The 19,534-nt window shown below is 68.5% G+C and carries 21 protein-coding genes; 10 read left to right on the top strand and 11 right to left on the bottom strand.

Translation table 11 applies throughout. The features are described 5' to 3' along the window. Positions 1-26 precede the first annotated feature (26 nt). The 3 genes from A5732_RS03325 to A5732_RS03315 all read left to right on the top strand — a co-directional run bounded on the left by A5732_RS03325 (position 27) and on the right by A5732_RS03315 (position 2,924). Positions 27-656, top strand: a complete 630-nt coding sequence (locus A5732_RS03325; protein ID WP_081395976.1) for a TetR/AcrR family transcriptional regulator — start codon at positions 27-29, stop codon at positions 654-656. Between the two features lie 9 nt (positions 657-665). Next, positions 666-2,039, top strand: a complete 1,374-nt coding sequence (locus tag A5732_RS03320; RefSeq protein ID WP_076100643.1) for an adenylate/guanylate cyclase domain-containing protein — start codon at positions 666-668, stop codon at positions 2,037-2,039. Between the two features lie 138 nt (positions 2,040-2,177). After that, positions 2,178-2,924: a methyltransferase domain-containing protein gene (locus tag A5732_RS03315; protein WP_076100640.1), complete on the top strand. Its 747-nt coding sequence runs from the start codon at positions 2,178-2,180 to the stop codon at positions 2,922-2,924. A 22-nt stretch (positions 2,925-2,946) separates the two neighbouring features. Here the strand turns inward: A5732_RS03315 and A5732_RS03310 are convergent, their stop codons facing one another. Further along, a complete protein-coding gene (locus tag A5732_RS03310; protein WP_076100789.1) occupies positions 2,947-3,405 on the bottom strand; it encodes an SRPBCC family protein in 459 nt (152 codons plus the stop codon). Positions 3,406-3,482: 77 nt separating this feature from the next. Continuing rightward, entirely contained in the window at positions 3,483-4,178 is a 696-nt protein-coding gene (locus A5732_RS03305) for an SDR family oxidoreductase (protein WP_076100638.1), read from the bottom strand. 148 nt (positions 4,179-4,326) lie between these two features. On the opposite strand from A5732_RS03305, the gene A5732_RS03300 reads away from it, so the two are divergent. Further along, positions 4,327-4,917 (top strand): CGNR zinc finger domain-containing protein, encoded by a 591-nt coding sequence (locus A5732_RS03300; RefSeq protein ID WP_076100787.1) that lies wholly within the window; start codon positions 4,327-4,329, stop codon positions 4,915-4,917. Here the strand turns inward: A5732_RS03300 and A5732_RS03295 are convergent. The 3 genes from A5732_RS03295 to A5732_RS03290 form a co-directional block, all read right to left on the bottom strand. Next, positions 4,852-5,463, bottom strand: coding sequence for a class I SAM-dependent methyltransferase (locus A5732_RS03295; RefSeq protein WP_076100635.1), 612 nt, complete (start codon positions 5,461-5,463; stop codon positions 4,852-4,854). The genes A5732_RS03300 and A5732_RS03295 overlap by 66 nt on opposite strands. Before the next feature lie 28 nt (positions 5,464-5,491). Then, positions 5,492-5,656, bottom strand: a complete 165-nt coding sequence (locus tag A5732_RS27230; RefSeq protein WP_170880044.1) for a hypothetical protein — start codon at positions 5,654-5,656, stop codon at positions 5,492-5,494. 154 nt (positions 5,657-5,810) lie between these two features. After that, the gene (locus A5732_RS03290; protein ID WP_076052861.1) at positions 5,811-6,656 is read right to left on the bottom strand and encodes an SDR family oxidoreductase; all 846 of its coding nucleotides are present in this window, start codon (positions 6,654-6,656) and stop codon (positions 5,811-5,813) included. A 91-nt stretch (positions 6,657-6,747) separates the two neighbouring features. Here A5732_RS03290 and A5732_RS03285 point away from each other — a divergent pair, with 91 nt between their 5' ends. Continuing rightward, positions 6,748-7,362, top strand: a complete 615-nt coding sequence (locus A5732_RS03285; protein ID WP_076052860.1) for a PaaI family thioesterase — start codon at positions 6,748-6,750, stop codon at positions 7,360-7,362. Positions 7,363-7,384: 22 nt separating this feature from the next. Here A5732_RS03285 and A5732_RS03280 read toward each other — a convergent pair whose 3' ends face one another. The 3 genes from A5732_RS03280 to A5732_RS03270 form a co-directional block, all read right to left on the bottom strand. Next, the gene (locus A5732_RS03280) at positions 7,385-8,149 is read right to left on the bottom strand and encodes a DUF2127 domain-containing protein (protein WP_076100784.1); all 765 of its coding nucleotides are present in this window, start codon (positions 8,147-8,149) and stop codon (positions 7,385-7,387) included. A gap of 56 nt (positions 8,150-8,205) precedes the next feature. Then, positions 8,206-9,594, bottom strand: coding sequence for an MmgE/PrpD family protein (locus tag A5732_RS03275; protein ID WP_076100633.1), 1,389 nt, complete (start codon positions 9,592-9,594; stop codon positions 8,206-8,208). Between the two features lie 78 nt (positions 9,595-9,672). Next, positions 9,673-10,530 carry a helix-turn-helix domain-containing protein gene (locus tag A5732_RS03270; RefSeq protein WP_076100630.1) on the bottom strand — a complete coding sequence of 286 codons (858 nt, stop codon included), beginning with the start codon at positions 10,528-10,530 and terminating at the stop codon, positions 9,673-9,675. Between the two features lie 125 nt (positions 10,531-10,655). On the opposite strand from A5732_RS03270, the gene A5732_RS03265 reads away from it, so the two are divergent. From A5732_RS03265 to A5732_RS03245, 5 genes are all read left to right on the top strand, one after another. Next, positions 10,656-11,699 carry a zinc-binding dehydrogenase gene (locus A5732_RS03265; protein WP_076100627.1) on the top strand — a complete coding sequence of 348 codons (1,044 nt, stop codon included), beginning with the start codon at positions 10,656-10,658 and terminating at the stop codon, positions 11,697-11,699. Continuing rightward, positions 11,696-12,109 carry a nuclear transport factor 2 family protein gene (locus tag A5732_RS03260; protein WP_076052856.1) on the top strand — a complete coding sequence of 138 codons (414 nt, stop codon included), beginning with the start codon at positions 11,696-11,698 and terminating at the stop codon, positions 12,107-12,109. Before A5732_RS03265 ends, A5732_RS03260 begins: the two co-directional genes overlap by 4 nt. Next, positions 12,110-12,928, top strand: coding sequence for an SDR family NAD(P)-dependent oxidoreductase (locus A5732_RS03255; protein ID WP_076052855.1), 819 nt, complete (start codon positions 12,110-12,112; stop codon positions 12,926-12,928). A 249-nt stretch (positions 12,929-13,177) separates the two neighbouring features. Then, the gene (locus tag A5732_RS03250) at positions 13,178-14,482 is read left to right on the top strand and encodes a sodium:proton exchanger (RefSeq protein WP_081395974.1); all 1,305 of its coding nucleotides are present in this window, start codon (positions 13,178-13,180) and stop codon (positions 14,480-14,482) included. A 64-nt stretch (positions 14,483-14,546) separates the two neighbouring features. Continuing rightward, entirely contained in the window at positions 14,547-15,383 is an 837-nt protein-coding gene (locus A5732_RS03245; RefSeq protein ID WP_076052854.1) for an SDR family oxidoreductase, read from the top strand. 53 nt (positions 15,384-15,436) lie between these two features. Here the strand turns inward: A5732_RS03245 and A5732_RS03240 are convergent, their stop codons facing one another. From A5732_RS03240 to A5732_RS03230, 3 genes are all read right to left on the bottom strand, one after another. After that, the gene (locus tag A5732_RS03240) at positions 15,437-16,960 is read right to left on the bottom strand and encodes a flavin-containing monooxygenase (protein ID WP_253188994.1); all 1,524 of its coding nucleotides are present in this window, start codon (positions 16,958-16,960) and stop codon (positions 15,437-15,439) included. A gap of 38 nt (positions 16,961-16,998) precedes the next feature. After that, a complete protein-coding gene (locus A5732_RS03235; RefSeq protein WP_076052852.1) occupies positions 16,999-18,798 on the bottom strand; it encodes a flavin-containing monooxygenase in 1,800 nt (599 codons plus the stop codon). Positions 18,799-18,889: 91 nt separating this feature from the next. Then, on the bottom strand, positions 18,890-19,513 hold the full coding sequence (locus A5732_RS03230; RefSeq protein ID WP_076100622.1) for a TetR/AcrR family transcriptional regulator: 624 nt from the start codon (positions 19,511-19,513) through the stop codon (positions 18,890-18,892). Between the last annotated feature and the right edge of the window lie 21 nt (positions 19,514-19,534).

Genomic DNA, 19,534 nt, shown 5'->3' with positions numbered 1-19,534 from the left:
GAGGAATTGATACGATGCCGCCAATCATGCAGTCCGAACCGGGCTCTGCCAGCGCCGATGCGCTCACCGATATCGATCGCACGATCTTGGACACCGCCCGCAGCGTGTTCGAGACTTACGGCGTGCGCCGCGCCAACATCGACGACGTCGCCGCCCGGGCCGGGGTCAGCCGCAGCACCATCTACCGTCGGTTTCCGACCAAAGAGAATCTGTTCGCCCACGTGGTGCGCCGCGAGGCCGGGCTCTTCTTCAGCACCCTGGACCGCGCGACGACGGGCTGCGACCCGCAACAGGCGGTGATCGAGGCGTTCGCGCTCGGGGTGCGCCTGGTGCAGGACTCGCCGCTGTATTCGCGGATCGCCGAAAGCGAACCCGAGCTGTTCGGCATGTTCTCCCGGTCGCAGGCCTTCCCGATTCGCCAGTTCGCCGACGGCATCGCCCATACCCTTCGGCGGTGCGGCGCCGACCTGGCCGAGCCCGACCTGGACAACATCGCCGACATCCTGCTTCGCGTCGCCCTCGGCATCATCGTCTTTCCCACCGACCGGCTCGACACCTCCGACCCGGCCGCGGTGCGCGAGTACGCCGCGCGCTATCTGGTTCCGATCATCGGCAGGCCCAGTAACGGGCCTCGAATTGTCGGCACCCTGGATTAGCCTTGAGCCGTGGCTGGGAGTTCTGCTCCGCGGACCCGGTACGCCAGTTGCGGCGAGATCGACATCGCCTATCAGGTCTTCGGCGATGGACCGATGGACCTGCTCATGCTGCCGGGCCCGCTGATCCCGATCGACTGCGTCGACCTCGAGCCCTCGATGTACCGCTTCCATCGTCGGCTCGCCTCGTTCTGCCGGGTGATCCGCTTCGATCAGCGCGGGATCGGCCTGTCCTCCCGGGTTCCCTCGCTGGACATGCTCGGGCCGGAATCGTGGGCACAGGATGCGATCGCGGTGATGAACGCGGTCGGTTGCGAGCGAGCCACTGTCTTCGCCCCGGGTTTCACCACGCTGGCCGGTGTGGTTCTCGCCGCCGACCACCCCGATCGAGTGACCAGCCTGGTCATCGCCAACGGCGCGGCGCGCACGCTGCGGGGTCCCGACTACCCCATCGGCGCCGAGCTCGACGCCGCCGAGCGATTCACGTCGGTCGGCATGGAGCCGGACGCCGTCGAGCAGGGGTTCGACATGCTCGGCATCATCGCGCCCTCCGTGGCGAATGACGCCGCGTTCCGCTCGTGGTGGGACATGGCCGGCAACCGGGCCGCGTCGCCCAGCATGGCCCGTGCGTTCATCAACAAGGTCAGGGAGGGCGATGTCCGCGACCGGCTGCCCCGCATCGCCGTACCGACGCTGATCCTGCATCGCGACAACCCCGGCTTCAGCCCCGTCGAGCACGCGCACTACCTCGCCGAGCACATCGCCGGATCGCACCTCGTCGAACTGGCCGGCGAGGACGCCCTGTACTGGGTCGGCGATACCGCGCCCATGCTCGACGAGATCGAAGAGTTCATCACCGGGGTGCGGGGCGGCTCCGACACCGAGCGGCTGCTCACCACGATCATGTTCACCGACATCGTCGGATCCACCGAGCGCGCCGCGGCGCTGGGCGATCACCGCTGGCTCGACCTGCTGGACAATCACGACAGGATCGTGCGCCACGAACTGCAGCGCTTCGGCGGCCGCGAAGTCAACACTGCCGGTGACGGATTCGTCGCAACGTTCAGCAGCCCGAGCGCCGCGATCGCCTGCGCCGACGCCATCGTGGACGACGTCCACGTGCTGGGCATCGAGGTGCGGGTGGGCATTCACGCCGGCGAGGTCGAGGTGCGCGGCACGGACGTCGCGGGCATGGCCGTGCACATCGCCGCTCGGGTGGCGGCACTCGCCGGGCCCAGCGAGGTACTGGTGTCGTCGACGCTGCGCGACATCGTCACCGGGTCGCGGCATAGGTTCGGCGACCGCGGCGAGACCGCGCTCAAGGGCGTGCCCGGCTACTGGCGGCTGTACGCCCTGGTCCGCGAGCACGCCGTCGTCCGCCGGTAGCCCAGCGGACAATTCGCAGCGGTCGAGGCGTCGGTGGCCTCGGCGTAGGCTGCGGACGGGGACTTACCGGAGCCGAGGCTTCGCGGCTTTCCATTCGATTTCTGGCGTCTGGCTTGGCATTTGATCGAAGGAGTACGCATGACCGACGTGCACATCTCGCTGCCTCCCGCGCTCCGGCGAGCGCTGGACCTGCTCATCGATCCGCCGGCCGATCCCGACGTGAGCCGAGGCTATCTCGACCTGCTCGGCACCGGCGCGGCCCAGGACGGCGCCGTCGAGAAGAACACCGGCCCGATCCAGGCGGCATGGGCCTCACCGATCGGGTCGATGCTCTACGACAACGCACAAGCGCTTTCCCGGCGCTGGATCAGCGCGTGGCAACTGCCGCTGGAGTGGTTGGACGTTCCGCAGGGCGGTATCGCGCTGGACGTCGGCTCGGGCCCGGGCAACGTCACCGCGTCGTTGGCGCGTGCCGCGGGCCCGGAGGGCCTGGGCCTCGGCGTCGATATCTCCGAGCCAATGCTTGCCCGCGCCGTGCGCAACGAGGCCGGGCCGCAGGTCGGCTTCATCAAGGCCGACGCACAACGACTTCCGCTGCGCGACAGCACTATTGATGCCGCGGTATCGACCGCGGTGCTGCAATTGGTGCCGGATCCGCCGGCCGCCCTCGCCGAGATCGCGCGCGTGCTGCGGCCCGGCGGCAGGCTTGCCGTCATGGTCCCGACGGCCGGGCGGCTGGCCCGGTATTGGCAGTTGCTGCCGAATGTCGGGGCGCACGCGTTCGGCGACGACGAAATCGGCGATGCCTTGGAGGACAACGGTTTTGCCAGCGTGCGAGTGAAGAACGTAGGCACGCTCCAGTGGGTGCGCGCCAAGAAGGGCTGAGCCGTCGGCCCGGCGCCGGACCTTAGTCCGACGACTGCGCGAGCAGGGCGAGCCGGTCCATCGACTCGCGCAACATGTCGGCCGTCGTCGCACGCGCCCGCTCGAGGCGGGTGGCGTCGGCCAGCTCCGTCCAGTCGTAGGTGTGGGTCACCGTGGTGAGCTCGGCGTTGACCGGGCTGAGCTCCCAGCGCCACAGGTGGCCCGGCGGCTGCTTGTTGGGTTCGGCTGGGCGCCAAGCGATCTTGCTGCCTTCGACGAACTCGGTGACATGGTTCTCCCGCACCGCACCGTTGGTCAGCGTGGTCTTGAACACGTCGCCGACCCGATGAACGCGCTGGCCGGCGGCGGCCGACGCCAGGTTGTTGTTGCCGTCCCAGCTCGGCTGGCGCGACGGGTCGGCGATCAGCTCGAAAATCCGGGCGGCGTTGGCCGACATCACGCGGGTGGCGCTCACGATGCGATCGAGTTCCGTATCGGACATGGTGCTATCCAAACACGCCGGGCCGGTCGATGCGCCGGTGACTTTGGGCTCTGCCTTCGGACAGACCTTCAAGCCGTTCACCCCATCCGGGGCAGTGCCTCGATCGGCCCGGACAGCGCCGCCTTGACGTAGCGGGTGTCGTCGTCGGCCAGCACCTCGGTGTCATCCGCCTCGATGCCGTCCACGATCGCGCGCGCCACCTGGCGCGGGTCGTTCTTCGGTGCGTCGAAGCCGGAGGTCATCTCGGTGTCGGTGAAGCTGAGGTGCGCGGCGACCACCAGGGTGCCCTGCTTCTCGAGCTCGAGGCGCAGCGAGTTCGTCGTCGACCAGAGTGCGGCCTTGGAGTCGCCATACCCGCCGGATCCCGGCATCCAGGACAGGATCGAGGCGATGTCGACCAGTGCGCCACCGCCGTTGTCGGCCAGGATCGGGGCGAACGCCTTGGCCACGCGCAGCGCGCCGAAGTAGTTCGTCTCGAAGACCGCCCGCACCTCGTCGATGTCGCTGGAGAGCAGGCTCCGGGCGCCGAGCACACCGGCGTTGTTGATGACGATGTCGGCGTCTGATGCCCTGGCCGCCAGCGCGGCAACCGAATCCGCTTCGGTAACCTCCAACTCGACGCTCACCACGCGCGGGTCCGGACTGGGCTGCGGCGCTCGGGCCGTGGCGTAGACCTTGGCCGCGCCGCGTTCTAGCAACTCCGCCACGATGGCCTTGCCAAGCCCGCGTTGTCCACCGGTGACCACCACCGTCGACCCCTTGATGTTGACCATGATCCCGCTCCTTTGACTTAGGCAAACGTGCTTTGCCTGCGTCAGGCTAATTGACCCGCGCGACATAGTCAACTAATATTTGCCTATGTCCTTCTCGTGGGTTGCGTCACAGCGATATGGGTGCGCCGCGGCGCCCGGCGGGCTGGGCCTGGTCCAGGACTTCCTGAACACGAGGGCCATCGACGGATACGGGCCGGACCTGTTGGCCGATCCGGAGCTCGCCGCCGACTGGGCGGCCGCCGCGGTGCGGGCGTGGTCGGCCGCACGCGGCGCGGACCTGCGGCCGCCGGAGCTGCGCGACGCGGACCTGATCAGGCTTCGCGCCGTGCGTGCCACCGTCGAGCGGCTGGCGGACGGCGAACCGCCCGGCGCCCGCGGCCCTGGCGGCGTTGCGGCATCCTTCGCGCTGTCCGAGTCCGGTGAGATGCGGCTGGATCCCGCCGGCGGCGGCTGGCGCTGGCTGGCGTCGGCGCTGTGGGGCGAGATCCTGTTGAGCCAGCACGCCGGCACCTGGCGGCGGATCAAGCGCTGCCACAACCGCCGGTGCGGGTCGGCGTTCTACGACCGCTCGAAAAACAACAGCGGGGTCTGGCACGACGTCAAAACGTGCGGCAACGCCGTCAATCTGCGGGCCTCCCGGGCCCGGCGGCGCGAACGCGATCGGGCGGCGGCGTCACGCGTTCCGCCAGAGCAGGCGGTACCGGTAGTAAAGCCCCCGCCGGATGCGGGCACCCGGTAGGACGTCTTCGGCTGCCTGCCGGATCTCGGCCAGACTTTCGCGGGGATCGGCGACGGGCACGCCGATGTTGCGGGTTTCCCGGTGCAGCCGCGATCCGGCGCGAACCGCCGGCAAACACAGACCGGACCACACCCAGTCGGCGACGCTCTTGTTGGCGGACAGTCCGACCACCGCCAATTCCCCTGCCGGGCGCAGCATTTGGCGCGCCTTCCACAGTGTGTCGCGCAGCGGCAGATGATGCAGGCTCGCGACGAAGGTGACGAGATCGAACGAACGATCGGCCTGTTCGACATCCTCGAAGCGCCGCAGTTCCGCCGAGGCGTTACCGAACGCCTGCAGTCGCTGCGAGGCGCGCCGCACCGATGCCGGGTCGGCATCGATTCCCACGACGCTGCGTGACACCGCTGCTAGCCGCGCGGCCAGCAGCCCCTCCCCGCAGCCGACGTCCAGGACGTCGCCCCGGTGCCGGGAGGCGATGTCGACCAGCCAGGGGTGATAGGCGGTGTTGTGGTTCCAGTAGTCGTCGTGCTTCGCGTAGTCATCCACCGTCGACCCAGTCTGCCCGACCGGGCGCTCAGCAGCGTTCGACGCCCTTCGGCATCAGGCGCGGGCCCGGGTCCACCGGCCGCCGCCCGCTTCTGAGCACCGCGTGCACTACATCGAAGGCGCGCGACTTCAGTGGCGCGACCACGTCGAATGTGGCGGGAGCCTGGCTGACCCAGGCCGGAAGTGTTGCCACGATGTGTTCCTTTGTTCTTTCGGCATGTGCGCCGACTCATTCAATTGCACCGCAGCCGTTTTACGCGGGCGCCGCGCCGCGGTAAACGCCACGAAAAGCCATCTTGTGGTGTAGGGCACATCCGTGCCGCAACGAACGGCGCTCAACAGTGCGCCTAGTGAAAACCCTTGAACCTGCGCAGATAACCGGGCAATCGGCGTGCGGGTAAGGCCTTCGGCCAGTCATCGGGGCGGAAATACGCGTCGGTACCGCCATCAACGAATACTACACTGCCACATAGAAAATCGGCGGCGTCCGACAGCATGAAGCACATCCAGTCGGCCATGTGCCCTGCGTCACCGAAGCCACCCACTGGGACGGGGAAAGACCGGACCGCCTTAGCCTGCCTCGGGTCCGACAATTGCTCCTGCAGAAGCGGTGTCATGATCGCGCCGGGAGACAGCGCGTTCACGCGCACACCGGCCCCGGCCCACTCCGGACGCACCGCGTGCCGCCGCACCCAACGGCTGACCGCGATCTTGGACGCGCCGTACATCATCGTCGGCGCGGCCGGACCCAACAGCCGCACCGTCCGCACCGCCTTGTCGGCGTCATGAGCAAGCAGCGCTCTGACCGCACGGCGTGGCACCGCGGGTATGGTGGTCGTCGAATTGCTGCCGACGACAACGACTTTCGCGCGTTCGGCGGCGGCCAGCGCGACACGCCAGGCGGCGAGCAATTCGACGACCCCGAAGTAATTGACCGCAGCGATCTTGCGGATGCGCTCGCGACCGGGGCTGGGGCCCAGGCCAGCCGCCAGGACCGCACCATCGAGTCTGTTGCCCGAGAGCTCCAGGACGCGGTCGGCCGCCGCTTTGCGGCCATCGGGCGTCGACAGGTCGGCGACCACGTCGGCGTCCTTGATGTCGACACCGATGATGCTGTGCCCGTTGTCCCGAAGACGCCGGGCGGTCTCGCGGCCCATCCCGGAAGCCGACCCGGTAATGGCATAGGTCCCCATTGACTCCTCCGTTCTCAGGGCAGTATGCCCGGGCAACGCGCCGCTCCGACGGGCACGGCCCACCCAGCGGTCGCACTGTTAAATTGCGAGGATGCATGACCAGACGCCCTGCATCGATTTCAGCCAGCTCGAGTCGGTTTACGCGCCGCTGGCCGAATCGGTCCGCCGGCTCCTCGACATCAGCATCCGCACCGAAGCCGGGGCGACGGCGGTGGCGGCGGCGATAGCCAGAATCGACAGTGCCGCGGACGAATTGAGCGATGAGCTGCTACCCGGGCCGTTTGGCGTGCACCGCACCCCCGAGGGCCAGACCATTGCGTGGGGCAACGCCGTGGTGGGTCTGCGGAACCCGGTGGCGCCGCCGCTGGTCATCCATCACGATCCTGACGGCCTGGTGTGGTCGGAGTTCGTGCTCGGCGCCGCCTACGAAGGGCCGCCGGACACCGTTCACGGCGGGGTGTGCGCCCTGGTGCTCGATCATGTGCTCGGCGCGACGGCCCACCAGCCCGACAAGCCCGCCTACACCGGCACCCTAACCCTGCGCTACCGGCGTCCCACACAGCTGGGCCGGCGACTGCGGGCCGAGGCTCGCGTCGAACGCGTCGACGGGGTCAAGATCTTCGCCGTCGGCCACCTGGCCGACGAGGACGGCGTCACCGTGGAGGCCGAGGGCGTCTTCATCCAGCCCAAGGACACGCGGGCATGACCGTCGGCGCCCGGTGGGCGGGTCAGTTCGCCGCCGCGGCCTTTTCGACGTCGAGCAACTGCTCGCCGCGTCGTTCCTCGTCATACGCCTTGCGTCCGCCGCGCAGCCCGAACAGTCGTTTCGAGACCAGCAGGTAGATCACCGCGGCGACGTTGATGGCGAACGTCACCACCCGGGTCATCGTGATGCCCTTGGCCAGGTCGTGAATCTCGAGCGGCAGGAAGACCGAGGTGGCGATCACCGCGAAGTATTCGCCCCAGCGCTTCAGCAGCCACAGGCCCACCCCCTCGACGACCTCGATCAGCGCGTACCCCACCAGGGCCAAGGTCAGCAGGACCAGGGTGGACGGCTTGGCGGCCAGCGCCTTCTCCAGTTCGTGCACGATGGTCATCTGATCGACCTTGAAGCCGGCGGCGCGGAAGATCGGCAGGTCGCGATCGAGGGTGGCCTGGATGGCGCCGCGCGCCCCGCGGAACTTCCATACCGCGTAGGCGGCCAACGCGATCACCACCGCCCGGAACAACCGTTCCACCGCCAAGGCGCGGATGATGATGGCCTGACGTAACGCCTTGCCGCGCATGATCATTGGCGCGTCTTCGGCGCGGCCGCGTCCGTGCGGCTCGCCGACGGTGAATTCGCCGCACCGCAAGCAGCGCCACACCTCGCCCAGCCCGGTGCTACCGCTCAGCCGGTCCGCGAGGGCCCTGTCGTCGGGTGCATAGGTGACGTGGCCGGCAACGGCGCAGGTGACCAGCTCCCACCGGTTGTGGCGGTGTTCTTTGCCCATGGCCGGATCATTCATGGCGGGCGGTCGGCCACGCAAGGGGGCGCGCACGATGTGCGTCAGAAGCGCGGCTTGCTGCGCCCGCACCGGGCGGTGGGAAGCACCGACCCGAGGAGTCCGGTGAGCTCGGCGACTCCGATGTCGTCGAGCTGGGCCACCGCGGCGACGATGTCGTCACGCAGCGGCTCGTCACAGAAGGGTTCGGCAAGCCAGCCGAACTTGTCCACGACGCGTTCCCAGGACATCGGACGGGTGGGTGATCCCTCGTAATCCGACTGCTCGCGGCTGAACTCTCGCCCGTCGTTTGCGATCACGCGCACGCGCGCCGCCGTGCGTTGCGGATAGCCGGCGGTCAGATCGTCGGCCGGCTTGACCTCCACGCGCGACAACAGGTCCTGGACGTCGCTGCGCAGAACACGGTGGTTCTCAAGCTGTTCGGGGCCGACGCCGCCGTCGAGCAGGGCGACCGCGGTCAGGTACTTAAGGTTGTAGTCGGCCTGCTCCTTGGTGATCGGATGTTCCTTGTCGCCATAGGCGCCCCCGCCGGCGAAGTCGTACGCCCCCTGGAAGACCTCGAGGACCACCTTCGCGACATCCGCGCCGCGCAAACCGTTTTCGGTCCGAACCGCCAACACCGCGTCGATCACGACCTGGCCGTGGATGAGTGAGCAGTACTGCTTCAGGTAGGTCTGCTCGACGCAGCGCAGGCCCCGGTCGCCGGTGTGCATATCGATGGGCTGATCGAACAGCTGCACCAACCCGTGCGGGCCCTCGAACAGCGACTTGGGCCCGGTGACGCCGCGTGCGGCCAGCATCGTCGTGTACACGGCGCGCATGCCGGTGATCGCAGGCGAGATGCCCTTCCAGTTGGACACCGGTTCGGCATGGACGGTCGCCAGCGAGACGTTGTCGGCCGCCGCGGCCGCGATGGCGTTGGCGGTCTGTTCGGCGGTCAGCCCCAGCAGCTTCGCGCTGCCCGCCGCAACCGACATCGCCAGCTGCAGCGCGTGATTGAGTCCGCGCGCCATCACGGGAACCTGTGCGCTGAAACGGCATTGGATCTCGTAGGCGACCGCCAGCGCCAGCAGGAAGTCGGCCCCGCTTGCGCCGACGTGCTCGGCCACGGCCAGAACCGCGCCCACGTTGTCGGCGGGATGGCAGAGCCCGCCCACGGTCAGATAGGTGTCGAGGAGATCGGGATAGCGCACCAGCACCGCGTTGAAGAACGCGGCCTGGTCCACCGACGCCCGCCCGCCGCCGACCAGGGTGGCCGTGGGCGCGCCGCCGAACTGGGCGGTGTGCTCACGGATCGTCGGGATCAGCTCCCCATCCAGCGAACCGACGGCGCACGCGAGGCTGTCGAGCACATTGCGTTTCAACAGTGCGCGCGTATGCCCAATCAGATCAGCCTGCCGCACACCGACGACGAATTCGGCCAGCTCGTCCACAACGTAGTTATGTGCCACCACTTTTCGCCTCCCAGGCGAGGCTACCCGGCGCGCGGGCCCGATCGGGTGTGCGATGCGCTACAAGGCGGTGTCGATCTGCGGTCGCGATCCGCTGAGTGCGGCCGTCTCGTCGGTCAGGTGTTTGCCGATGTCGCGGATCTGTCGCGCGCTCAGCGCGCACAGCGGGTGCACGGCCACCATCAGGGCAGCGCGTCGCCGTTCGTCGAAAACCGGTGCGGCGATGGTCACCACGGGCTGCTTGCGCCGGCCCGGGTTGTCGTCGGAAAGAAACCCGATGGTGGTGAACTCGACCAGCAGCTGGTCCATGATGTGGCGTACCGGAGTCGGCATCTCGCTGCTGTCCAAAGTGCCGACCACCTGCACCGCCTGCGCGAGCGCGGGCGTCGTCCAGTCGACGTCGAATCCCCGTTCGCGCGTGTGCGCCAGCACCTTTTGCAGGCGCTGGGCGCGGTCGGCATTGTCACCGGCGCCCCGCCGGATCCAGCCGCGTTGTTCCTCCTCGGTGTCCCAGGCCGCCATCGCCACGCCGAACGGCGGCGCGTACGGGATGCGATCACCCGGTATGCCCGAGGGCTGCGTGGCCGGTTCGCCCTCGAAGGCGGTGACCACCAAGGAATCACCGAACTTCTCGACCACCGAACAGGCGTAGCCGACTTCCCGGGACAGCCGCAGGGCCGCGGACCGCGCCGCGTGCGCGAGCGGCCGGGCGGTGTCCGTGCGGGCGGCCACCACGGCGAGTGCGGGACCGAGCGCGAAGGTCTTCGCGACCGGATCGCGACTGGCCCACCCGCGGTCGCACAGCGTCTTCAGGATCGCGTGTGCGGTCGCCTGGGTGAGATCCAGTTCGCGCACTACGTCGGAGAAGCGCAGCCGCGCGTTTCCGGACCGCGCCAGCAGCTCGACGACATCGAGCACGCGGGCGGTCGGCGCTGAGGGCGAACCGCGAATCGCTTGACTCCTTTACGACGGCGTTTCTACAGTTGTACGAACATTCGAGATTCTATATCGATTATTCGAGAAAGTTAAATGCATTGCGTGCTGTGGTGTTGCGAGACGGGCGGTTACAGGTTCGCGAGACCTCGGACCCCGAACCCGGGCCGGGTGAGTTGTTGCTGCGCACGTTGAGCACGGCGATCTGCGCGTCTGACGTGCATTTCATGGATCATCCCGAGCTCGCCATCGACGATCCGACCGGCCGCTCGCTGTACGACACCGACCGCGACATCGTGCTCGGCCACGAATTCGTGGGCGAGGTCGTCGGACACGGGCCGGGCTGCAGCGACCAGTTCGCCGTCGGTGCGCGCGTCACGGCCATGCCCGTGCGCCTGGTCGACGGCGGCGCGGGCGGAATGCGCATCATCGGTCAGCATCCCGAGGCGCAGGGCAGTTTTGCCGAGCTGCTGGTGGTTTCGGAGGTGGCGGCCAAGCCCGTCCCCGGCGAGGTGTCCAGCGACGCCGTGGCATTGACCGACGCGTTCGCGGTCGGCGAGTTCTACGTGCGCTCGGCGCAGCTGCAGCACGGCGAGATCCCCATCGTCGTCGGTGCGGGAGCGATCGGGCTCTCGGCCGTCGCGGCCCTGGCCCGCCGCGGGATCGAACCCATCGTCGTCGCCGACTACAAAGCCGATCGGCGGCAGCTGGCCCGTGACCGCTTCGGCGCGCACGTGCTGGTCGACCCGGGTGAAAAGTCCCCGTTCGACGCGTTCAACGAGGTACGCGCGCAACGCGGATTGCCCGGGCCGGCAGTCGTATTCGAATGCGTGGGCGCGTCCGGGCTGATCCAGCAGTTGGTCGAATCCGCCGAAATGGGCACCCGCATCTATTGTGCGGGCGGCTGGTACACCGGCGACACCCTCGACATCACCACCGCCACCCGCCAAGGCGTGACGATTCAGTTCGGCGGCGGTCCGCACCCGCAGGACTGGTACGGCACACTGGACGCCATCGCGGCGGGCCGGCTGGACCCGCTGCCGAGCGTCGGCAAGATCATCGGCCTCGACGAGGTGCCCGAGGCCCTCGATCAGGCGCGCAGGTCCGACGGCCCGCCGCGGATCGTCGTCCGACCGAACGGAGACCTCTCGTGAGCGAGCGCGATGACCGCCAAGACATCTCCGAACTGCTGGTGCGCTATGCCACGGGGATCGATCGGCGCGACTGGCCGCTGTTTCGCACCGTCTTCACCGACGACTGCCAACTGGACTACGGCGAGATCGGCAGCTGGAGCGGCGTCGACGCGGTCGTCGACTTCATGGAGCAGGTGCATGCCCTGGCGGGACACACGCTGCACCGCTTGACCAACCAGGCCATCAGCCTCGACGGTGACAAAGCCACGGCACGCACCTACATCGACGGCCTGATCATGGCCGGCGACAACGACTCTGGTGTCAACGCGATCGGGTTCTACGACGACGACATCGTGCGCACGCCGGCCGGGTGGCGCATTGCCCGCCGGCGCTACACGCAGGTTCGCATCACGACGGTCGGAGGCGGATAATTGACATTCGCGACGAAATACGGACCCTGGGCGTTGGTGGCCGGCGCCTCCGACGGCGTGGGTGCGGCGTTCGCCGAAGGGCTCGCCGAGCGCGGCGTCAACGTGGTACTGCTGGCCCGCCGGCAAGCCGTACTCGACCGCGTCGCGGCCGACATCGAGGCCAAGACGTCGGCGCAAACCCGCACCGTCGCAATCGATCTGGCTCAGCCGGGAGCCGCCGCGGCGGTGGCCGCGGCAACCGGCGACCTGGAGGTCGGCACTCTCGTGTACTGCGCAGGTGCCGATCCCAATTTCCAGCCCTTCCTTGCCAATCCGATCGAAGCGGCCGAGGCGATGGTGCAGCGCAACTGCATGGTGCCCATGCAGTTGTGTCACCACTACGCACCCGTGATGGTGGAACGCGGCAGCGGCGGCATCGTCATCTTCGGTTCCGGGGCCGGGCTGGCCGGCGGGCCGAACATGGTCGCCTACGGCGCATCGAAGGCGTTCGACATGGTCTTCGCCGAGGCGCTGTGGGCCGAACTGCACGACAAGGGTGTCGACGTCCTGGGACTCATCCTGGGCAAGACCAACACCCCGGCATTGCGCGAACTCGAGTACACCCGCGGCCTGATCGGGTCACCCGACGAGGTGCCCCCGGACGCGGCGGCCGTGTCCGACGTCATCGCCGAGGCGTTCGAGAACCTCGGCAACGGCCCCACCCTGATGGTGGGCGACACCATGCGCGCCGCGGCGCAGTTGCTGGCATCCCTGAGCCGCAATCAGGCCGTCGAGCTCTTCGCGCAGGCCGCCGCCGCGGCCATGGGCCCCGACGCCTAGCCGAAACCGGCGGGAACTTCGGGCGTTCGCTACGCGTCGTATTGGCGGGCGGCCAGGTTTGCCAAAGTTCCAAATCAGGGCAGCCTAACTCTTGCTTCCGCAGTTCCCTGTGCAGCAAATATAGGTTCGTGCGTACTGTTTTCACAGCGAACCCGCTGCGTTGCTGACCGTGTAGGTCACGCGTACGTTGGGTAACCGGTTCACCACGGCAGTCGAGCCGACGCAACCGCCCGATCGCCAGTGCGAAGGATGACGATGCTCGCCATAGACAGGCCCGCAGCCACCGTCTCGACGACGGCCCGCTGGCGGCGCCGCACCCTGACCCGCTCCGGATTGATCACCGGCGCATTCATCGTCCCGGCCGTCGTCGTCCGCATCGCGGGCCTGCACACCGGCGCGGTGCTCGCCCTGCTGATCTTCGGGGCCGCCGTGGTGGCGGCCAGCTTCCTGCTCGCGTGGGCGGCCGAGGCCGCGCAGATCGACGTCTCCGGCGGGCTGGCCACGGCGCTGCTCGCCCTGATCGCGGTGCTGCCCGAATACGCCGTCGACCTCTATTACGCCTATGTGTCCGGCCACAACCCGGACTACACGCAGTACGCCGCCGCCAATATGACCGGGTCCAACCGATTGTTGATGGGTCTGGGCTGGCCCGTCGTGGTGCTGGTGAGCATCCTGGTCGCGCGCAAGTCCGGGTCGGAGAAGACCACCGGCTTGACGCTGGAGCCAGCAAACCGGGTCGAACTCGGATTCCTGTTGATCGCCGGCGTCCTGGCGTTCGTGATCCCGGCGAGCGGGCAGATTCACTTCGGGCTGGGGCTGGCGTTGCTGGCCTGGTTCGGGTTCTACCTCTACAAGGTCAGCCACGGCGACGTCGAAGAACCCGACCTGATCGGCACCGCGGCGGCATTGGGCGAGCTGCCCGACCGCCGGCGGCGCGTCGCCGTGGTCGGACTGTTCCTGGTGTCGGGCGGGGTGATCCTGCTGTGCGCCAAGCCCTTTGCCGACAACCTGGTCGCCGCCGGCACCGAACTCGGCATCAACCGCTTCCTGCTGGTGCAGTGGCTGGCCCCACTGGCCTCCGAAGCGCCCGAATTCATCATCGCGATCATCTTCGCCACTCGCGGCAAGGGCACGGCGGCCATCGCCACGCTGATCTCCTCCAAGGTCAACCAGTGGACCCTGCTGATCGGGTCGTTGCCCATCGCCCACCTGCTGGGCGGCGGCGGGTTCTCGCTGCAACTCGACTCCCGGCAGGTGGAGGAGGTGCTGCTGACCGCGACGCAGACGATGATGGGGCTGGCGCTGATCCTGGCGCTGCGGTTCCACCGGTCCGCCGCGTGCACACTGCTCGGGCTGTTCGTGGTCCAGTTCCCGATCTTCTCGACACAGGGACGGCTGCTGCTTTGCGGCGTTTACACCGCGGTGGCCATCGTCGCGCTGATCATCAACCGCCGCCACCTGGTTGCCACTGTCGGGGCGCCGTTCTTCGGCACCGCCATCCGGCACAGCGGTCATCCCCATCACGAGCCGCAAGGTTCCGCCTACCCGGGGTAGGCCTCGTCGCGCCGACGACCGCCCCCGCCCGGGTTCGACAGCACCCTGCGTATACGGTCCAGGTATGAATCGAGTGTCGGTGATCACAGGCGGCGCGGGCGGCATGGGCCTGGCCACGGCGAAAATCGTCGGCCGCGACCACACCCTGGTGCTGTGCGACGTCCGGCAGGACCGACTGGCGGCCGCGGCCACGACCCTGCAAGACCTGGGGATCGCCGCGACGGCCGTCGACTGCGACGTCACCGATCGGCGCGCCGTCGCAGACCTGCTCGGCACCGCGATCAGCCTCGGGACGGTCGTCTCCGTCATCCACACCGCCGGGGTCAGCCCGAGCATGGGCGCAGCCGACTACGTCATGCGGACCAACGCGGTCGGCACCGTCAACGTCAACGAGGAGTTCTTCTCGGTTGCCGACGAGGGCGCGGTGATCGTCAACGTGGCGTCGATGGCAGCGCACATGCTGCCGGCCGAAGTCGTTCCGGCAGAACAATTTCCGCAAGCGCTCGACGACACGGACGCCTTCATGGACGCCATGCTGGCGGCGTGCTCCATCGCTCCCGAGGAGGCGCGATCCGGCCTCGCCTACGCCATCAGCAAGAGCTTCGTGAAGTGGTACAGCCAGTCGCAGGCGGAGCGCTTCAACGCCCGCGGATTGCGCATCGTCTCGGTGTCACCGGGGTCCATCGACACCGAGATGGGCCGGCTCGAGGAGCAGGCCGGCGCCGGCGCGATGGTTGCCGACGCCGCCGTCCCGCGGTGGGGCAAGCCGGAAGAGATGGCCGAGCTGCTCGCCTTCTGCGCCAGCGAGAAGGCCGGATACCTCACCGGCACAGACATTCTCAACGACGGCGGCGTGATCGCCTCGATGACCGAACGGGCCAGGGTGTCCGCCGCCGGCTAGACCAGGTAGTACAGCTCGGCGTGCGGGGCGAAGGCGCCGGCTAACCCAGTGGGCTATTCCTCGGCGCCGACGGCGACTCTGGGCACACGGGCTTCGCCACGCACCGAGCCGTGGGTCCACTCCCGTGCCCGCAGCCGCCAGGTCCGGCGGGCGTATTCCAGCTCGGTGTAGGGCCATTGGGTGACGATCCGGCCGGACGGTGATCGGAAGTAGCTGTCGCACTGCGTCCAGATGGTCCGGTCCAGGTCGGCGGAAAGTGCGTCGTTGTAGCGCTTTTCGGCCTCCGGGCGCACGTCGAGGTAGCCGCCGCGGCGCGCCAGCCGGCTGACCGCGCTGGCGACCAGCCGCGCCCCGGCCTCGAGGATGTAGACGATGGAGTTGCCGCCCTGATTGGTGTTGGGGCCGTAGAGCATGAAGAAGTTCGGGAATCCGCTGACCGCAACCCCCAGGTAGGCACACGGGTCATCGCCCCAGTGCTCATGCAACTTGCGCCCGCCCACGCCGACGACGTCGATGCCGGACAGGTAGCGGGACGTCTCGAAACCGGTGGCCAGCACGATGGCGTCGACGTCGACTTCGCCGCCCGAGGCGGTGATCACCGATGTCGGGCCGATGCGCGCGATGGGGTCGGTCACCAGCTCGACGTTGTCGCGCTGCAAGGCCCGGTAATAGTCGTCACCCAGCAACACCCGCTTACAACGGAACGGATAGTCCGGCGTCAGCGCCCGGCGCAGCGGCTCGTCGTCCACGGTACGGCCCAGGAACGACGCCGCGATCTGCGTGCGCGCCGTCACCACAGGGTCGTCGGCGAAGGTCGCGGTGTTGTCGTGCTGGAACTTCCAGATCTGCCAACGGGTGCGGCGCACCGCCAGCGGGCTGCGTTTGAAGCGGGCCAATTCCGTTGCGCTGTAAGGACGGTCGTCCTTGGGTACCATCCACGGCGGGGTGCGCTGGAAGACCGTGACGCGCCCGGCGGTCTTCGCCAGCTCGGGCACCAGCTGCACCCCGCTGGCGCCGGTGCCGATCACCGCGACGGCCCGGCCGGCCAGATCGAGGTCGTGATCCCATGCGGCGGTGTGCAGCACCGGACCGGCGAAGTCGCGCAGCCCGTCGATATCGGGGAGCTTGGCCGAACCGAACAGGCCGACCGCGCACACGACGACGTCGGCGGACAGGGTGGCCGGCTGCCGGTCGCGCTCCAGCTCGCAATGCCACGCGCAAGCATGGGGATCCCAGCGCACGCAGCGCACCGTGGTGTCGAGCAGGAGATGGCGGCGCAGGTCGAAATCGTCGGCCACCGATTCCAGGTAGGCCAGTATTTCGGGCTGCCGCGCGTAGGTGCGGCTCCAGGATGTGTTGGGGGCGAAGGAATACGAGTACAGGTGGCTCTGGATATCGCAGGCGGCGCCGGGATAGGTGTTGCGCCGCCAGGTGCCGCCGACGCCGTCGGCGCCCTCGATGATCAGCAGGTCGTCGATGCCCGCGCGGCGCAGCGCGACGGCTGCGCCCAGCCCGCCGAAGCCGGCGCCGATGATGGCCACCTTCGGTCCGCGCCGGCGCCGGGTCGCCGCCCGCATCCGTCCAACGGCATAGAGCGCCCGGGCTTTTCGACTTGTCACGGCCCGGCCCCGGCGCGGCGGATCAGTAGGCCCTCCAGGTCGCCATCGGCCCGCCACCGCTGCAGGATGTCGGCGTACTCGGTGGGTGCGCCGAAGAAGAAGCTGCCCTGTCGAGTCTTGGCGTCGGCCTTGCCTTCCCGGTTGTAATAGCCGGGCGTGCACGTCTTGGCGCGCTCCGCACTCGCGACCGAGCGGGCCACCACCGTGTCGACCCAGCCGGCTTCGGCGTCGGGTGCGGCCTCGATTTCGGTGATGCCGTCGGCGAGTGCGGTCGCGATGATCCACGCGACGTGGCCGGCCTGCACGTCGAGCAGGTATGGGAAGTTCACCGTCAGGCCGGCCTGGGCGATGCTTTCGATGAAGCAGTTCGGGAATTTGGTCGTGCACAGGCCCTGGAAGGTGCGCACACCGTCGTCCCAGTGTTCGGTCAGCGTCACGCCGTCACGGCCGATCAATTGGAATCCGGTGCGGCGACAGTAGTCGGTGCCCACCTCGAAACCCGTTGCGAATATCAGGCAGTCAAGGTCGTAGGTCTCGCCGTCGACCACCACGCCGGTCTCGGTGATGTGCTGCACCCCGCGGCCGCGGGTGTCCACCAGGGTGACGTTGTCCCGGTTGAACGTCTGCAGATACTCGTCGTGGAAGCAGGGGCGTTTGCAGAAGTACCCGTACCACGGTTTGAGGGCCTCGGCGGTGGCGGGATCGGTGACGATCGCGGCGACGCGCGCCCGGATCTCGTCCATCTTGGCGAAGTCGGCCAGTTCGATGTCGCGGCCGCGCTGTTCGGGATCGGCGATGCCGTCCGGATCCTGACGCATGACCGGCAGCTTCCGGGTGATGCTCGTCCAGGCGTCGGCGACCAGGTCCTGGTCGGCCTGGCCTCCGGCGGTGAGGATCTGAAAATTCTGTATCCGCTCGCGCTGCCAGCCGGGCTGTAAAGTGTTGGCCCACTCGGGATCCGTGGCGCGGTTGGCCCGCACGTCCACCGAGGACGGGGTGCGCTGAAAGACGTAGAGCCGCTGGGCGGCAGCGGCGAGGTGCGGTACGCACTGGATCGCCGTGGCGCCGGTGCCGATGATGCCGACGCGCTTGTCGCCCAGATGCTGCAGCTGCGCGCCGGTGTAGGCGTAGTCCCAACGGCTGGTGTGGAACGCATGCCCGCGGAAAGCGCCGAGTCCGTCGATGCCCGGCAGCTTCGGTTTGGCCTGATAGCCGTTGGCCATGGACACGAACCTGGCGCGCATCTCGTCGCCTCGATCGGTGCGGATGATCCACCGCGATTCGCCGGAATCCCAACGGATTTCCCGCACCTCGGTCTGCAGGCAGGCGTCGCGGTAGAGGTCGTAGTGCTCGGCGATCCGCCGGCAATGCGCGAAGATCTCCGGGCCCTTCGCATACTTTTCGGTCGGGGTGTAGCCCAGCTCCTCGAGCAGCGGCATGTACACATACGACTCGACGTCACAAGCAATTCCGGGATAGCGGTTCCAATACCACGTGCCGCCGACGTCGGCCGCCCGATCGATCAGCCGCACGCTGTCGACGCCGAGCTGACGCAGCCGCGCCCCGGTCAACAGCCCGCCGAACCCGGCGCCGACGATGGCCACGTCCACCTCATCGGTGCGTGGCTCGCGGGCGTGGTCCCCGTTGGCCCACGGGTCATCGGCGAACCGGGCGAACGCGCCGGCCATCTCGACGTACTGGGCGATGCCGTCCGCGCGGATGCGGCGCGCGCGTTCTTCGGCGTACTTGCGTCGCAGCGCGTCGACGTCAAGCGCCTGGCCAACGGTCTCGGTCACGGCGTCGGGTTCCTCTCCGTGGCCTCGACCCTATAATCAATCGCTTGATCATATCAAGGGTGTGGCCCCGCAAAAGGCCGTTTACCGGGGGCTATGCCCGCGAAGCCGCGGCGAGCAAGGTGCCCCTGACCAGTTGCCTGGCCGACGCCAGCGCCGCGTGATAGTCCTCGGGCGCGAGCGTGGCCGCCAACTCGGTCAGGCCATAGATCAGCGCGTAGATCGCCTCGGTGACGCCGCGCCGGTCGGCACGGCCGGCGAGCCCGCCCTCGCGGAATGCGTCCTCGACGATGCCGTCGATGATTTCGCGGAACGCCTGAAACCCGCCCGGCGCCGTGGCGTCGACGGCGATCGCGTTCTCCGTCCGGATCACCCACTCGAACGCCGCCAGGTCGGGGTACTCGCGCATCAACCGGCCCGATTCGTCGAGCACCGCTTCCAGTCGCGTGATCGCGTCGCCCGGCCGGGCTGCCGCCCGGCGCAGCCGCGGCACCGCGATGTCGGTCCGCGCGGCCACCGCGGCCTTCATCAGTTCGGACTTGTTCGGGAAGTAGTTGTAGAGGCTCGCGCTGGTCACGTTCGCGGTGCGGGCGATCTCGCGAATCGTCGCGCGCGCGTAGCCCGCCGTGGCCACGCACCGCATGGTGGCGACGACGATCCGCCGACGAGTCTCCTCGCCGCTGGCACCGACCGGGCGCCCGCGTTGCGCCCGCGTCACGGTGCTGCCTGCACTGGTCGC

The sequence above is a fragment of the Mycobacterium colombiense genome (genome assembly GCF_001953985.1).
In the GTDB taxonomy this organism is placed as follows: Bacteria; Actinomycetota; Actinomycetes; order Mycobacteriales; family Mycobacteriaceae; genus Mycobacterium; species Mycobacterium colombiense_B.
This window is presented reverse-complemented; position numbering and strand designations above follow the sequence as displayed.

Bases quoted from the DNA above. Each gene is read 5' to 3' on its own strand.
- A5732_RS03245 (WP_076052854.1), top strand. From the start codon at position 14,547: ATGAATCGAGTGTCGGTGATCACAGGCGGCGCGGGCGGCATGGGCCTG.
- A5732_RS03250 (WP_081395974.1), top strand. From the start codon at position 13,178: ATGACGATGCTCGCCATAGACAGGCCCGCAGCCACCGTCTCGACGACG.
- A5732_RS03305 (WP_076100638.1), bottom strand. From the start codon at position 4,178: ATGGTCAACATCAAGGGGTCGACGGTGGTGGTCACCGGTGGACAACGC.
- A5732_RS03290 (WP_076052861.1), bottom strand. From the start codon at position 6,656: ATGGGGACCTATGCCATTACCGGGTCGGCTTCCGGGATGGGCCGCGAG.
- A5732_RS03280 (WP_076100784.1), bottom strand. From the start codon at position 8,149: ATGGGCAAAGAACACCGCCACAACCGGTGGGAGCTGGTCACCTGCGCC.
- A5732_RS03310 (WP_076100789.1), bottom strand. From the start codon at position 3,405: ATGTCCGATACGGAACTCGATCGCATCGTGAGCGCCACCCGCGTGATG.
- A5732_RS03315 (WP_076100640.1), top strand. From the start codon at position 2,178: ATGACCGACGTGCACATCTCGCTGCCTCCCGCGCTCCGGCGAGCGCTG.
- A5732_RS03325 (WP_081395976.1), top strand. From the start codon at position 27: ATGCAGTCCGAACCGGGCTCTGCCAGCGCCGATGCGCTCACCGATATC.
- A5732_RS03285 (WP_076052860.1), top strand. From the start codon at position 6,748: ATGCATGACCAGACGCCCTGCATCGATTTCAGCCAGCTCGAGTCGGTT.
- A5732_RS03240 (WP_253188994.1), bottom strand. From the start codon at position 16,960: ATGCGGGCGGCGACCCGGCGCCGGCGCGGACCGAAGGTGGCCATCATC.